15 protein-coding genes and 1 tRNA gene are annotated in these 13,694 nt (G+C 72.0%); 8 read left to right on the forward strand and 8 right to left on the reverse strand.

Translation table 11 applies throughout. The annotated features are described in order from the left end of the window. The first annotated feature begins 65 nt into the window (after positions 1 to 65). Positions 66 to 341, forward strand: coding sequence for a hypothetical protein (locus IF09_RS0120765; protein ID WP_030008735.1), 276 nt, complete (start codon positions 66 to 68; stop codon positions 339 to 341). Between the two features lie 76 nt (positions 342 to 417). Beyond that, positions 418 to 2,235 (forward strand): glutamine--fructose-6-phosphate transaminase (isomerizing), encoded by a 1,818-nt coding sequence (gene glmS, locus IF09_RS0120770; RefSeq protein ID WP_030297859.1) that lies wholly within the window; start codon positions 418 to 420, stop codon positions 2,233 to 2,235. A gap of 81 nt (positions 2,236 to 2,316) precedes the next feature. Here the strand turns inward: glmS and IF09_RS0120775 are convergent, their stop codons facing one another. Continuing rightward, complete coding sequence (locus IF09_RS0120775) at positions 2,317 to 2,886, reverse strand: GPR1/FUN34/YaaH family transporter (RefSeq protein ID WP_030297861.1); 570 nt, start codon at positions 2,884 to 2,886, stop codon at positions 2,317 to 2,319. A 99-nt stretch (positions 2,887 to 2,985) separates the two neighbouring features. Beyond that, positions 2,986 to 3,516, reverse strand: coding sequence for a universal stress protein (locus IF09_RS0120780; protein WP_030297865.1), 531 nt, complete (start codon positions 3,514 to 3,516; stop codon positions 2,986 to 2,988). 354 nt (positions 3,517 to 3,870) lie between these two features. Here IF09_RS0120780 and IF09_RS40435 point away from each other — a divergent pair, with 354 nt between their 5' ends. The 4 genes from IF09_RS40435 (at position 3,871) to IF09_RS0120800 (ending at position 6,766) form a co-directional block, all read left to right on the forward strand. Beyond that, complete coding sequence (locus tag IF09_RS40435) at positions 3,871 to 4,344, forward strand: hypothetical protein (protein ID WP_030297867.1); 474 nt, start codon at positions 3,871 to 3,873, stop codon at positions 4,342 to 4,344. Positions 4,345 to 4,718: 374 nt separating this feature from the next. Continuing rightward, positions 4,719 to 5,891 (forward strand): helix-turn-helix domain-containing protein, encoded by a 1,173-nt coding sequence (locus tag IF09_RS0120790; protein WP_030297869.1) that lies wholly within the window; start codon positions 4,719 to 4,721, stop codon positions 5,889 to 5,891. 92 nt (positions 5,892 to 5,983) lie between these two features. Continuing rightward, positions 5,984 to 6,586, forward strand: coding sequence for an oligoribonuclease (gene orn / locus IF09_RS0120795; RefSeq protein ID WP_030297871.1), 603 nt, complete (start codon positions 5,984 to 5,986; stop codon positions 6,584 to 6,586). 107 nt (positions 6,587 to 6,693) lie between these two features. Beyond that, positions 6,694 to 6,766 (forward strand) — tRNA-His (locus IF09_RS0120800). Positions 6,767 to 7,075: 309 nt separating this feature from the next. Here IF09_RS0120800 and IF09_RS45700 read toward each other — a convergent pair. Continuing rightward, entirely contained in the window at positions 7,076 to 7,297 is a 222-nt protein-coding gene (locus IF09_RS45700) for a hypothetical protein (RefSeq protein ID WP_030297873.1), read from the reverse strand. Between the two features lie 223 nt (positions 7,298 to 7,520). Beyond that, on the reverse strand, positions 7,521 to 8,342 hold the full coding sequence (locus tag IF09_RS0120815) for an NAD(P)H-binding protein (protein WP_030297874.1): 822 nt from the start codon (positions 8,340 to 8,342) through the stop codon (positions 7,521 to 7,523). A 170-nt stretch (positions 8,343 to 8,512) separates the two neighbouring features. Here IF09_RS0120815 and IF09_RS0120820 point away from each other — a divergent pair, with 170 nt between their 5' ends. Then, positions 8,513 to 9,016 carry a MarR family winged helix-turn-helix transcriptional regulator gene (locus tag IF09_RS0120820; RefSeq protein ID WP_051832700.1) on the forward strand — a complete coding sequence of 168 codons (504 nt, stop codon included), beginning with the start codon at positions 8,513 to 8,515 and terminating at the stop codon, positions 9,014 to 9,016. A gap of 135 nt (positions 9,017 to 9,151) precedes the next feature. After that, the gene (locus tag IF09_RS0120825) at positions 9,152 to 10,450 is read left to right on the forward strand and encodes an MFS transporter (RefSeq protein ID WP_051832701.1); all 1,299 of its coding nucleotides are present in this window, start codon (positions 9,152 to 9,154) and stop codon (positions 10,448 to 10,450) included. Here IF09_RS0120825 and IF09_RS0120830 read toward each other — a convergent pair. The 4 genes from IF09_RS0120830 to IF09_RS0120845 all read right to left on the reverse strand — a co-directional run bounded on the left by IF09_RS0120830 (position 10,374) and on the right by IF09_RS0120845 (position 13,628). After that, a complete protein-coding gene (locus IF09_RS0120830) occupies positions 10,374 to 10,667 on the reverse strand; it encodes a hypothetical protein (protein WP_030297881.1) in 294 nt (97 codons plus the stop codon). The two genes, IF09_RS0120825 and IF09_RS0120830, sit on opposite strands and share 77 nt — an antisense overlap. A gap of 81 nt (positions 10,668 to 10,748) precedes the next feature. Then, positions 10,749 to 11,435: an NADPH-dependent F420 reductase gene (locus IF09_RS0120835; RefSeq protein ID WP_030297883.1), complete on the reverse strand. Its 687-nt coding sequence runs from the start codon at positions 11,433 to 11,435 to the stop codon at positions 10,749 to 10,751. Between the two features lie 110 nt (positions 11,436 to 11,545). Beyond that, a complete protein-coding gene (locus IF09_RS0120840) occupies positions 11,546 to 12,931 on the reverse strand; it encodes a sensor histidine kinase (protein WP_030297884.1) in 1,386 nt (461 codons plus the stop codon). 7 nt (positions 12,932 to 12,938) lie between these two features. Beyond that, entirely contained in the window at positions 12,939 to 13,628 is a 690-nt protein-coding gene (locus tag IF09_RS0120845) for a response regulator transcription factor (RefSeq protein WP_030297887.1), read from the reverse strand. Positions 13,629 to 13,694 lie beyond the last annotated feature (66 nt).

Genomic DNA, 13,694 nt, shown 5'->3' on the forward strand with positions numbered 1-13,694 from the left:
ATGGATCCTGCCCGCTTTCGGGCAGGATCTTTGCGTTCCCGGCCGTATCCCGTCAGTATCTACGGGTGCTCGACCGCCGCCCGTCTCATGACGATCTTGTCGACCACCTGGTGCGCAGCACCGCGCTGCAGCGCGGTGAGGCAGCCCGGGTGGTCCTCGACGTACTCGCGTACTTCGACGAGACGACGGAGGAATTCGTGCGCCGCCGCCACCGGGAGCTCCAGTCCGGCGGCGCGGTCAACGCGGAGATCTTCGAACGGATCGCGGCCGAGCTGCCGCACCGCGCCGTGGCGCCGCCGGAGCTCTCGCTCCGGCAGCTGCGCCGCATCGTCTACGGCTGAGCAACAGGGCCGGCCGACGGACCGGGCGCGGACAACAGCGGCAAGAGCAACCGAACTTCAGGAGGGGCAAGACTTTATGTGCGGAATCGTGGGTTACATCGGCAAGCGTGACGTGGCACCGCTGCTGCTGGAAGGCCTGCAGCGACTGGAGTACCGCGGATACGACTCCGCGGGCATCGTCGTCAACAGCCCGAAGTCCCCCGCGCTCAAGGTGGTCAAGGCCAAGGGCCGCGTCCGCGAGCTGGAGTCCCGGGTCCCCAAGCGCTTCACCGGCACCACCGGCATCGCCCACACCCGCTGGGCCACCCACGGCGCGCCGAGCGACATCAACTCGCACCCGCACCTGGACGCCGAGAGCAAGGTCGCCGTCGTCCACAACGGCATCGTCGACAACGCCGCCGAGCTCCGCGCCAAGCTGGAGTCCGAGGGCGTCGTCTTCCTCTCGGAGACCGACACCGAGGTGATCGTCCACCTGGTCGCCCGCTCCCAGGCCGACACCCTCGAGGAGAAGGTCCGCGAGGCCGTCAAGGCCATCGAGGGCACCTACGGCATCGCCGTCATGCACGCCGACTTCGCCGACCGCATCGTCGTGGCCCGCAACGGCTCGCCGGTCGTCCTGGGCATCGGCGAGAAGGAGATGTTCGTCGCCTCGGACGTCGCCGCGCTCGTCGCCCACACCCGCCAGGTCGTCACCCTCGACGACGGCGAGATGGCCACCCTCAAGGCCGACGACTTCCGCACCTACACCACCAGCGGTGCCACCACCACGGCCACGCCGGAGACCGTGGAGTGGGAGGCCGCCTCGTACGACATGGGCGGCCACGACACGTACATGCACAAGGAGATCTCCGAGCAGCCCGACGCGGTCGACCGCGTGCTGCGCGGCCGGATCGACGACCGCTTCAACACCGTGCACCTGGGCGGCCTGAACCTGGACCCGCGCGAGGCGCGCGGCATCCGCCGGGTCAAGATCCTGGGCTGCGGCACCTCGTACCACGCGGGCCTGATCGGCGCCGGCCTCATCGAGAGCATGGCCCGCATCCCCGCGGACGCCGAGCCGGCCTCCGAGTTCCGCTACCGCAACCCGGTCGTGGACCCCGACACGCTCTACATCGCCGTCTCGCAGTCCGGTGAGACGTACGACGTGCTCGCCGCCGTGCAGGAGCTCAAGCGCAAGGGTGCCCGCGTCCTCGGCGTCGTCAACGTGGTGGGCTCCGCGATCGCCCGCGAGGCCGACGGCGGCGTGTACGTGCACGCCGGCCCCGAGGTCTGCGTCGTCTCCACCAAGTGCTTCACCAACACGGTCGTGGCCTTCGCTCTGCTCGCCGTGCACCTGGGCCGGATCCGGGACCTGTCGGTCACCGACGGCAAGCGGATCATCGAGGGCCTGCGCAAGCTGCCCGAGCAGATCCAGGAGATCCTCGAGGGCGAAGAGGACATCAAGAAGCTGGCGGCCGAGTACGCCGAGGCCAAGTCGATGATGTTCATCGGCCGGGTCCGCGGTTATCCGGTGGCCCTGGAGGCCTCCCTCAAGCTGAAGGAGATCTCCTACATCCACGCCGAGGCCTACCCGGCCTCCGAGCTCAAGCACGGTCCGCTCGCGCTCATCGAGCCGGCGATGCCGACGGTCGCGATCGTCCCGGACGACGACCTGCTGGAGAAGAACCGCGCGGCGCTGGAGGAGATCAAGGCCCGCAGCGGCCGGATCCTCGCGGTCGCCCACCGCGAGCAGGAGAAGGCCGACCACACCATCCTCGTGCCCAAGAACGAGGACGAGCTGGACCCGATCCTGATGGGCATCCCGCTCCAGCTGCTGGCGTACCACACGGCCCTGGCCCTGGGCCGGGACATCGACAAGCCGCGCAACCTGGCGAAGTCGGTCACCGTCGAGTAGCCGGGCAGTCGCACCGAGCACGCGGAACGGCCCCCGGGGAATCCCGGGGGCCGTTCCCGTACGTCCGCTTCGCCACGCGCCTCAGCCCGCGGCGACCGCGCCTCGGCCGGAGGCCTTGCCCAGTGCGGTGGGCCAGTGGGCCAGCGCCGCGGTGGCGCCGTACCAGAACAGCAGCCCGGAGACCGCGGCCACCCAGCCGGCGGCCTTGGCGAGGCCGCCGCTGCCGGCGAAGGAGCCGACCGCGAGGAGCAGCAGGGAGAGGGTGAGCAGGGCGTACGCGCCCTGGCCGAACAGTCCGCTCGAGGCACTGACCGTGAGGGTCAGCGCGAGCAGGGCGAAGAGGACCAGGAACAGTCCGGCGGCGTGTGCCGAAACCTTTCCGTCCGCCCCCGCGGCCCAGGTGAACCAGAAGGCGCCGAGGCCCGCGAACGCGGTGCCGTTGAATCCGTTGCCGCCGCGGAATTCGAGGATCCCGAGGACGAACAGGGCGAGACCGCCGACGTAGGTGGCGAGTGACACGGAGTTGGCGACGGACACTCCGCTGACGATGGCGGTGTGGCCGATACCGAATGCGAGAAGGGTGAGACCCAGGGCTATGTTCCCGAGGGTCGAAGTCGAGGCCGTGCTTCCCGCAGAGACACCATTGTCCACGGCGGGCTCCCTTCGATCTGCAGTTGTTTGCTGCGTCCCAGCAGCACTTATCTACCCTTTACATGGGGGTTCACAACCGCACGACCGACGTACAGGGGGTTACGGAATGACAACGACCGGTCGCTGTGCGCGCTTGGCCAGCCGGCCCGCCACGGACCCGAAGATCCGGCCCACGATCCCGTGCGTGGAGCCGACCACGATGGCGTCCGCAGAGTACTCCCGGCCGACCTCCTCCAGCTCGTGGCAGATGTCCCCGCCCCGCTCCACCAGGATCCACGGCACCTCGGCCAGATAGTCCGCGCAGGCGAGTTCCAGCCCCAGCACCTCGGTGCGGTGGTCCGGTACGTCCACGAAGACGGGCGGCTCGCAGCCGGCCCACACGGTGGTGGGCAGCCGGTTGGCCACGTGCACGATGATCAGGCCGGATCCGGACCTGCGGGCCATCCCGATCGCGTACGCCAGGGCGCGCTCACTGGACGTGGACCCGTCGAACCCCACCACGACCCCGTGCCGGAAGGCCGGATCGCAGGGATGACGTGCCTGTTCCGCCGCGCGCAGATCGCTCGACGCGTGATCGGCGAGCGGTTTGCGCTTGCGGTCCGCGGGTTCGGGGAGTTCGTGACCGGCCATGGATGTCTCGGCGAAGGGGTCCTCGGGGGAAGGGACAAGGCGACGGGGCGGCAATGAGCGGAAGCGACGATTGAAAAAACGACGACGCAGTGTGACGGAGCTCTGTCCGGGAAGCATCTTCCCAAGCCCATACCCCCAGGGTACGGCGACACTCCTGTCCTGCACAGGGCATGCCGCCCTTGGAGAGCGTCCCAGGGAGCATGCCGGAGCGAGGGCTCCTTGGCAATGGCCGCTGCCCCCTACAGCCAGTGACGAGCGACGCCGCGCGCCACCCGTGCGCGCAGTGACCGAGCACCGCCGCGCACCGTTGGACAGGCGTCCGACCGTCCAGGAAGAGCCCGCAGGGAGCACGCCGTGCCCGGCCATCCGGTCCAGCCCGTCCAGCCCGCTCAGCCGCCCCAGTCCGTCCGCTCCGTCCGGACCGCGCAGCACACCGACCGGACCGCGCAGCACACCGACATGACCCCGCATGTCACCCCCGCCCCCGTTCACCCGTCCGTGCATCCCGGCAGACGCCCCCATGACGACCCCGCGGGTGACGTGGTGCGCTGGGCCGCCTTCAGCTGCCTGCTCGTCCCCGTGGTGCTCGTCGTCTACGGGACCTCCTTCGGCGGGGCCGCCGTCGCCACGCTCGGGCTGGTCGCCGTCACGGCCGCGTGCCGGGCGATGCTGCGGTACTCGGAGAAGGCGGAGCGGGCCTCCCTGGTCCTCGCGGAGGGCCGGCTGCCGCCGGGCGGGCGCCGCCGCCGTCCGCGGGCCGGGGCCGGCCCCGCGGGCCGTGCGCACCGGGGATGTCACACCTCTGGTGGAATCTCCCCTGAGGACTGACTGATTCGTACACCCACACCCGCACGTTTTCAGCCAACTTCCCGGCACAGTGGCGTTCTTGCCGGAATGCCCCATCAACCCCCCTACCACCAGCAACTACACCGCCAAGGGGGCTCCGAGACCCTACGGGTACTGGCCATGGCCGGACGGCGAGCTTCCCACTCCGGTAGCGGAGTGGAACGCTTCCTGATCGAATGCTTTTCGCCAAGTTGCCAAGTCGACATAGCGCTGCGTGCTGAACTTGTCACGCCGACACCACGGGACGCAGTAGATTCGATCATGTATTTACGGCGGGGGATCCACGTGCAAGGCCGAGGGGAAACGTGCAGGTGCGACCAGACCAAGGAGTCGCGACACCCAAGGGGGGCTTAGCCATGAGCCAGGATTCCACCGCCGTCGTCGCGGACGCCGGCAGGAAGCTCGCGGGGCGTCGCCGCAGGGAGATCGTCGCGGTGCTGCTGTTCAGCGGCGGGCCGATCTTCGAGAGCTCCATTCCACTTTCCGTGTTCGGCATCGACCGGCAGGACGCGGGAGTTCCACGCTATCGACTGCTCGTCTGCGCCGGGGAGGACGGTCCGCTGCGGACCACCGGCGGGCTCGAGCTCACCGCGCCGTACGGGTTGGAGGCGATCGCCCGGGCAGGCACGGTCGTCGTTCCGGCCTGGCGCTCGATCACTTCACCGCCGCCTCCGGAGGCGCTCGACGCACTGCGCCTGGCGCACGAGGAGGGCGCCCGGATCGTCGGACTGTGCACGGGAGCCTTCGTGCTCGCCGCCGCCGGTCTGCTGGACGGCCGGCCCGCGACGACGCACTGGATGTACGCGCCGACGCTGGCCAAGCGGTACCCGTCCGTCCATGTCGATCCGCGCGAGCTGTTCGTCGACGACGGCGACGTGCTGACGTCCGCGGGCACCGCGGCCGGAATCGACCTGTGCCTGCACATCGTGCGCACGGACCACGGCAGCGAGGCGGCCGGGGCACTGGCCCGCCGGCTCGTCGTCCCGCCGCGCCGCACGGGCGGCCAGGAACGCTATCTCGACCGGTCGCTGCCGGAGGAGATCGGCGCCGACCCGCTGGCCGAGGTCGTCGCCTGGGCGCTGGAGCACCTCCACGAGCAGTTCGACGTGGAAACGCTCGCCGCCCGCGCGTACATGAGCCGGCGCACGTTCGACCGGCGCTTCCGCTCGCTGACCGGCAGCGCGCCGCTGCAGTGGCTGATCACCCAGCGGGTGCTCCAGGCGCAGCGGCTGCTGGAGACCTCCGACTACTCGGTCGACGAGGTCGCCGGGCGCTGCGGGTTCCGCTCGCCGGTCGCCCTGCGCGGGCACTTCCGGCGCCAGCTGGGGTCCTCCCCGGCCGCCTACCGCTCGGCCTACCGGGCGCGCCGGCCGCAGGCCGACGTGTCCCAGGTGGCCGAGATCCAGGGGTCCCCGGTACCGCACCAGCGCACGCCGCAGCCCCAGCGGGCCGCAGCGGCCCTGGCCGCGGCCGGCCCGACGGTGACGGAGCTGTACGCACCGAACCGGGTCCTGCGCGAGCACGCGTAGCTCCCGCGACGGGCACTGCCTGAGGAAGGTCCCCCGCATCGGTCGTCACCGAGGCGGGGGACCTTCCGCGTAATCCGCATAAGCTGGGCCGCATGAACGATCGCATGGTGTGGATCGACTGCGAGATGACCGGGCTCTCGTTGACGGACGACGCACTTATCGAGGTGGCCGCACTGGTCACCGACTCGGAGCTCAACGTGCTCGGCGAAGGCGTGGACCTCGTGATCCGCCCGCCGGACGCGGCCCTGGAGACCATGCCCGCCGTGGTGCGCGAGATGCACACCGCCTCAGGACTGCTCGACGAGCTGGCCGGCGGGATCACCCTCGCGGACGCCGAGGCGCAGGTCCTGGCGTACGTACGGGAACACGTGAAGGAGCCCCGCAAGGCTCCGCTCTGCGGGAACTCGGTCGGCACCGACCGCGGTTTCCTGCTGCGTGACATGCCCGCGCTGGAGAGCCACCTGCACTACCGGATCGTGGACGTGTCCTCGGTCAAGGAGCTGGCGCGCCGCTGGTACCCGCGGGCCTACTTCAACAGCCCGCCGAAGACCGGCAACCACCGGGCGCTCGCGGACATCAAGGAATCCATCGCCGAGCTGCGCTACTACCGGGAGGCGGTCTTCGTTCCGCAGCCCGGGCCCGACTCTGACACCGCCCGGGCCATCGCCGCCAAGCACACCCTGTCCGCCGAATAGGACCCGGCAGGACGCTCCGGAGACGGGTCGGGGGAAAAGGAGGGCGCGAGCACCCTCCCGGACCCTGTACCCTTTTCTTCGGCCGGTCGGTTTTCCGACCGGACATGGTGGGTGTAGCTCAGTTGGTAGAGCACCTGGTTGTGGTCCAGGTGGCCGCGGGTTCAAGTCCCGTCACTCACCCTGCGAGAGGGCCCCGGTCCGCGAAAGCGGACCGGGGCCCTCTGCGTTTTCCGGCCGCTGCGTTTTCCGGGCGCTGTGGCCGGTCACCAGCCGCCGGTCAGGGTGGTGGGGCCGGCGAAGGAGGCGTCGCCGTGGCCGGCCCGGCTGCGGAGCTCGCCGGTGCTGTCGTCGCGGGCGATCAGGTCGGACTTCCCGTCGCCGGTGAAGTCGGCCGCGACGGTCTGGGAGAAGTTCCAGCCTCCGGTGACGGTGGCCGGGGCGTTGAAGTAGCCGCCGGCGCAGCGTCCGCAACGACCCGCCCACGCTGGGCTACGCCCAGTGGACCACCGAACGCGGCGGCCAGGTGCGCACCAGCCCCATGCTGCCGCCGCGGCTGCTGGTCTTCGACCGGACGACGGCCATCGTCCCGATCGACCCGGCCAACTCCCGGCTCGCGGCGCTGTGCACGACGGCGCCGGGCATCGTCGCCTCGCTGATCACGCTGTTCGAGCAGACCTGGGAGACCGCGGTACCGCTCGGCGCGGACCGCAAGCAGCCGCCGGAGGACGGGATCAGCGCGGGCGAACGGAAGCTGCTGAAGCTGCCGGCGTCCGGGCTGACGGACGAGGGCGCGGGCAGGCGCCTCGGGGGTCTCGCTGCGCACCGTACGCCGCCAGAGGGCCGGGCTGATGGAACGCCTGCACGCCACCAGCCGTTTCGAGGCCGGCCTCAAGGCAGCCCAGCGCGGCTGGCTCTGACGCTCCGGCCTGAGCGGTCAGGCGCGGAAAGCGGCCGCGTGGTCCTCGGCCCAGGTTTCGAAGGAGCGGGCCGGGTGGCCGGTGAGGCGCTCGACGGCGTCGGTGATCTCGACCGGAAGGCCGTCGCTCGCGGCCCAGTAGTCGAGGAGCGCATCGGCATAGGGGCCGGGTATGTAGCCCTCGACCCCGGACTTCCACTGCTCGGCGGTGACGGACTCGAAGGGCACGGGGGCACCGAGCACCCCGCCGAGTATGGCCAGTTGGGTCGCGAAGGTCAGGGAGTGCGGGCCGGTCAGGTGGTACGCGCGGCCGCTGAGGGCGGGGTCGGTGAGGACGGCGAAGGCGGCCTCGGCGAGGTCGGCCTCATGGACCGGGTCGCAGTGGGCGCCCGGGTAGGGCAGCTGGACCGCGCGGCCGGACTTCAGCGACCAGGCCCAGCCGAGGGCGTTGCTCGCGAACGCGCCGGGACGCAGCAGGGTGGTGCGCAGCGGGGAGGCCAGCAGGGCCTCCTCGACGGCGAGATGCGAGGCGGACAACGGGCTCCCGGCGGCGGCCGGCCCGAGCACCGAGGAGGAGGACAGGAGCACGACGTGCTCGACTCCGGCGGTGACGGCCTCCTTGACGAAGGCACCGATGGCGGCGGCCTCGGCATAGAGGAAGACGGACCGGACGCCGGCCAGGGCGCCGGGGAAGGTCGACGGATCGGTGAGGTCGCAGTGGACGGCATCGGGCGTATCCGGCTCGCGCGAGGCGAGGCGGTGCGGGATGCCGCGGGCGGCGAGGAGGGGGACGAGGCCGCGGGCGACGGCGCCGCGGGCACCGGTGACGAGGATCGACATGGCGGGTTCCTGTTCCTGTTCTGGTTCTGGTTGCAGTTCTTCTTGCAGTTCTTCTGGCTGTTCTTGTTGCTGTCCTGGCGTGGAGCTCACGCTAGGATGAGTACGTGGCACAGATTCTGCACGATCAATATTCTGCGTCACGCAGATAAATTTGAGGCATGGAGAAGCCGATGTCAACCGATTCCCCCCGTTCGAGTGACTCGCGTGCTGAGTGGAGCCGCGCCGAACTGCTCACGCGCATCGTCACCGAGAGCCAGCGGCACTACGCCGACTACTCGCTCTTCAACCAGGCCATGGCCGACCACGTCGGGCTGCACCCCACCGACATGCAGTGCATCGCCCTCCTCGACATGGAACCCGGCCCCGTCAGCACCGGCGACATCGCCCGCCTCACCGGCCTGACCTCAGGTTCCGCCACCCGCCTCGTCGACCGGCTGGTCAAGGCCGGCGTCGTCGAGCGGCACGCCGACCCCCACGACCGCCGCCGCTCCCTCGTCTCCCTCGCCCCCGAGGCGCGCCGGCGCATCGGCGAGGCCTGGGACACCCCAGGCCGGGCCTTCGGCGCGGTCCTGGAGAGCTACTCCGACTCCGAACTCGCGGTCATCGCCGACTACCTGCACCGCGCCGCCGAGGTCGGCCGGTCCCAGGCCCAGCGCCTCAACTCCGGCGGCTGACCTCCGGGCCACCCCACTCCCCCGGCCGAACACGCGGGACTCCCGAAGCCCGCATTCCGCGGCTACGGTCCTGCTCAACGGGCAACGGTGCGCGCCGGAGACACGGGAGGGTCGGCGTGCGGATGGAGGTTGTCCGTGTCCGGATCCGAAGCCGCCCCCGGCGGCTTCCGCGGAGTGTTCGCACTCGGCGGCAGCGCCCTGCCCGTCCATGCGTTCCTTGCGCGGCTGCCCGCCGCGCTGTGCCCCATCGGGACGCTCCTGCTCATCAACGAACGCGACGGCATCGGCGACGCCGGCACCGTCGCGGCCGCCCTCTGGCTCGGCCAGGCCCTCGGCGGCCCGGTCATCGGCCGGCTCGCCGACCGGCGCGGCCACCGCCCCGTGCTCCTCGTCGCCTGCGTCGCGAACGCCGCCGTGCTGGCCGCCCTCGTCGCGGCCGTCCTGGCCGGGCTGCCGCTGCCCGCCCGGACGGCCCTCGCCGTCGCCGCCGGGCTCACCGTGCCGCAGGTCGGCCCGCTGGCCCGGGCCCGCTGGGCGCACCTGGCGGGCGAGGACAAGGCCCTGGTCGGTACGGCCCTGTCCTTCGACACCACCCTCGACGAGGTCGGGTTCGTGGTCGGGCCCGCGCTCGCCGGGATCCTGGCCGTGACCGTGCACCCGGCCTCCGCGCTCGTGCTCGCCGCCGGGCTGATCCTGCTCTTCGGGACCCTGTTCGCCGTCCACCCGACCGCGCCCGGCCCCCTCGGAGCACCGGATGCCGATGCTCGTGCCGACGTACGACTGTGGTCGCCGGAGCTCGTGCTGCTGTGCACGATGGCCGTGCTGCAGGGCGCCGCGTGGAGCGGGGCCAACACCGGGGTCAACGCGCTCGCCCAGTCGCTGGGCGAGCCGGGAGCGGCCGGGCTGGTGTGGGCGGCCATGGCCGTGACCAGCTCGATCGCCGGCTTCGTGACGGTCGCCCGCCCCGGGTCCGCGGACCTGGGCGTACGGCTGCGCCGGACCATCGGCGTCCAGGCGCTGCTCACGCTGCCGCTGCTGGCCGTGTCGGGACTGCCCGGCGCCGCCTTGGCCGTCGCCGGGATCGGGCTGGCCGTGGCCCCGCACCTCATCGCGCTGTTCGGGCTCGTCGAGCGGGCGGGACCGGCGCAGCGGAGGGGCGAGGCCATGACCGTGGTCGGCAGCGGCCTGATCGTCGGTCAGGCACTGGCCGCCGCGGCCGCCGGACCGCTGGCGGCGTCATACGGCCACCGGGCCGCGTTCGCCGTGTCGTGCGCGGCGGCGGCCGCCTCCGCGGTGCTCGCGTGGGCGGCCGCCGGCCGGGGGCGGGGTGGGGTACGGGGGCCGTCGCCCCGCCCTACTAGGGCTTCATCGCCCCGAGACCCTTCGCCAGGTCCTCGGTGTTCATCACCGGACCGACCTCGATCTCGGCGTTGAACTGCACGAACAGGTCCTCCAGCAGCGGCGGCAGCTGCGAGCTGTCCTGGAGGTCGAAGACGAGCCAGCACGACCTGACGCCCTCGTGGAGCCCGAAGTAGGCGGCCTCCGGCTTGATGGCGTCCGTGAGCTTCTTCATGGTCTGCTGGAGGGCTCCGCTCTTGATGCCCTCGTTCGTGGCCGCCGTGTCCAAGTGGGCCCGGAGCATGACTCTCATGCCTGACTCCTTCCGTCAGGCCCACACTCGGCGCGGCCACCGGGACCGGCAACCTCTCGGCGTCCATCCGGGACGGGCAGGTCAGCCGCCCTGTTGCGCGCTCTGCTGCGCGCCCTGGATGTGGAAGTTGAAGTCCGTGTGGCCGAGGGTCCCCATCAGGCGGAGCCAGAGGGGGAGCAGCATCTCGGTGCCGCGGGCCGTCTCGATGCCGCCGAGGTCCAGCACGCTCGCCTCCGGCCAGCCGAAGGAGTACAGCAGCTCGCGTACGGACTTCTTGGCGTCGGCGTCCTCGCCCGAGAGGAACACGGTGTGCTCGCCCGGCACGCGCGCCGGGTCGACCATGATCCGGCAGTTCATCGTGTTCAGCGTCTTGACCACCCGCAGCCGCGGGAACGTCCGCTGCAGCAGCTCGCCCAGGCTGTCGTCGTCCACCGGGTCCAGGGTGGGCGGGAACCCCTGCGAGAAGTCCAGCGGGTTGGCGATGTCGATCAGCACCTTGCCGTCCAGGTGCGCGGCGTCCGCCTCCGTCAGGGCGGCGACGCTGACCTGCCCGCCGGTGGCGTTGACCAGGACCTCGCCCTGCCGGGCGGCTTCCGGGAAGGAGGCGAGGCCGGCCTGCGGGTGGGCCTCCTGCCATTCGGCGTACTCGGTACGGGCGAGGGTGGCCCGGGGGTCCCGGGTGCCGATGACCACCTCGTGTCCGAGCGAGACGAGGCGGCCGGCCACCGTACGGCCGACGATCCCGGTGCCGAGGACTGCGTAGCGCATGACCAGTTCCATTCCGTTCGGGGGAAGGACAACCAACCACCCCGTACGGTATGCCGCCCGCGCCCGCCGCGGGCGAAGGCGGGCGCACCGGCGAACCGGCGAACAGCCCGTCAGCCGCCGCGCCGCTTGCGGCGGCCGCGGCGCGTCCGCACACCGCCCGCGCCGCCCCGCGCCCGGTCGTCCAGGGCGATCCACACCCGGACCTCGGTCCCGCCGAGCATCGAACGGCCGATCCGCACGTCGCCGCCCGTCGATTCCGCGACCCGGCGCACGATGTCCAGGCCGAGGCCCGTCGAGCCGTCCCGGGCGCCGTCGTTGCCGCGGCGCAGAGCCGCGTCGGGATCGGCGATGCCGGGGCCCGCGTCCGAGACGAGCACGATGACGGCGTCCCCCGCGTCGTGGACGTCCACCGCGAACGGGGTGCCCTCGGGGGTGTGCCGGAACACGTTGCCGAGCAGGGCGTCGAGGGCGGCCGCGAGCTCCGGACGGGCGACGGGGAGCCGTACCGTGCGGTCGACGCCCGCGAGCCGCACCTCGCGACCCTCGTCCTCCGCCAGCGCCGACCAGAAGTCCATCCGGTCGCGGATCACCTCAGAGGCGTCGCAGCCCGCCCCGGCCCCGCCCGCGGCGGCCGCGGGTGCGCGCTGTTCACGGGCCGTACGGATGATCGTGTCGACCTCCCGTTCCAGCTGCTCCACCGCCGCCCGGGTCTGCTCCGCGGCCGGCCCGTCGCCGAGCGAGGCCGTGTTGAGCCGCAGCACCGTCAGCGGCGTCCGCAGCCGGTGCGAGAGGTCGGCGGCCAGCTCCCGCTCGTTGGCGAGGAGTTCCACCACCTGGTCCGCCATCGAGTTGAACGCGACGGCCGCCGAGCGGAGTTCCTTCGGCCCGTCCTCCGGCACCCGCGCCCCCAGCCGGCCCTCCCCCAGCTGGTGCGCGGCGTCCGCGAGCCGCTCGGCGGGCCGTACCAGCCGGGCGCCGAGCCGGTCGGCGACCGCCACCGAGCCCACGATCAGCGCCAGGCCGACGCCCGCGAGGACCACCCAGGCCGTCGCGACGCCGTTGCTGACCTCGCTCTCCGGTACGAAGATCTCCACGACGGCGATGTCCCCCGATCCGAGCGCGGTCGGCTGGAGCAGCGCCGAACCCCCGCCGGCCAGCGGGGTCGTCATCGCCCGGCCCATCCGCCGGGTCTCCGCCACGGCGTGCGCCCCCGCCCGGGCCGTGCCGATCTCCACCGGCGCGCTGCCGCCGATCGCCGGCACGTGGACCGCCATCCGCTGGGCCGCGCCCATCTGCGTGGACTCCACGGCCTTGCGCAGCTGCACCGGGTCGGTGGTGATGGACAGGGTCGGCCCGATGGTGGCCGCCTGCCGCTCGGCGTTGGAGAAGGCCCGGTCGCTGGCCATCTCCTGGACGACCAGCCCGAGCGGCACGGCGAAGGCCACGACCACCATGGCCGTGACCGCGAGGCACACCTTGACCAGCGCCCATCTCATCGCGCGCTCACCTGGGCGGCTCCAGCTTGACGCCGACCCCCCGCAGGGTGTGCAGATAGCGGGGGTTGGCGGCCGTTTCACCCAGTTTGCGGCGCAGCCAGGACAGGTGCACGTCGATGGTCTGGTCGTCCCCGTACGACTGCTGCCAGACCTCGGCGAGCAGCTCGCGCCGGGCCACGACCACCCCGGGCCGCCCGGCCAGGAAGGCCAGCAGGTCGAACTCCCGCCGGGTCAGGTCCAGCACGGCCCCGTCCAGCTCGGCCTGCCGCCGCAGCGGGTCGATGGCCAGCCCGCCCACCCTCAGGACCCGCGAGGGCGGCTCGGCCCCGACGGCGGCGCGGGCGCGGCGCAGCACGGCGGACATCCGGGCGGAGAGGTGCTCCACGGAGAAGGGTTTGGTCAGGTAGTCGTCGGCGCCGTCGTTGAGGAGCCGGACGATCTCGGCCTCGTCGTCGCGTGCGGTGGCGATGATCACCGGCACGTCGGTGATGCCGCGCAGCATCTTCAGCGCCTCCGACCCGTCGAGGTCGGGCAGCCCGAGGTCGAGGATGACCACGTCGAACCGGTGGTGGGCGACCTCGCGCAGCGCCTCGAGGGCCGTGCCGACGCTCCGCACGGTGTGCGAGGCCTCGGTCAGGTGCCGGATCAGGGCGGAACGCACGAACTGGTCGTCCTCGACCACGAGCACACTTGCCATGGGCGGCACCGTAGTCCATTCGGGGGACCACGCGGGGTGTCGGGACGCCTCTGGGGCGAGTGGTGC

It is taken from the genome of Streptomyces katrae (assembly GCF_000717655.1).
Classification (GTDB): Bacteria; Actinomycetota; Actinomycetes; order Streptomycetales; family Streptomycetaceae; genus Streptomyces; species Streptomyces katrae_B.

Excerpts from the sequence above, each read along its gene's own strand:
- glmS (WP_030297859.1), top strand. The coding sequence starts at position 418 with ATGTGCGGAATCGTGGGTTACATCGGCAAGCGTGACGTGGCACCGCTG.
- IF09_RS0120780 (WP_030297865.1), bottom strand. The coding sequence starts at position 3,516 with ATGGCCGGTCACGAACTCCCCGAACCCGCGGACCGCAAGCGCAAACCG.
- IF09_RS0120790 (WP_030297869.1), top strand. The coding sequence starts at position 4,719 with ATGAGCCAGGATTCCACCGCCGTCGTCGCGGACGCCGGCAGGAAGCTC.
- orn (WP_030297871.1), top strand. The coding sequence starts at position 5,984 with ATGAACGATCGCATGGTGTGGATCGACTGCGAGATGACCGGGCTCTCG.
- IF09_RS0120815 (WP_030297874.1), bottom strand. The coding sequence starts at position 8,342 with ATGTCGATCCTCGTCACCGGTGCCCGCGGCGCCGTCGCCCGCGGCCTC.
- IF09_RS0120820 (WP_051832700.1), top strand. The coding sequence starts at position 8,513 with ATGTCAACCGATTCCCCCCGTTCGAGTGACTCGCGTGCTGAGTGGAGC.
- IF09_RS0120830 (WP_030297881.1), bottom strand. The coding sequence starts at position 10,667 with ATGAGAGTCATGCTCCGGGCCCACTTGGACACGGCGGCCACGAACGAG.
- IF09_RS0120835 (WP_030297883.1), bottom strand. The coding sequence starts at position 11,435 with ATGCGCTACGCAGTCCTCGGCACCGGGATCGTCGGCCGTACGGTGGCC.
- IF09_RS0120840 (WP_030297884.1), bottom strand. The coding sequence starts at position 12,931 with ATGAGATGGGCGCTGGTCAAGGTGTGCCTCGCGGTCACGGCCATGGTG.
- IF09_RS0120845 (WP_030297887.1), bottom strand. The coding sequence starts at position 13,628 with ATGGCAAGTGTGCTCGTGGTCGAGGACGACCAGTTCGTGCGTTCCGCC.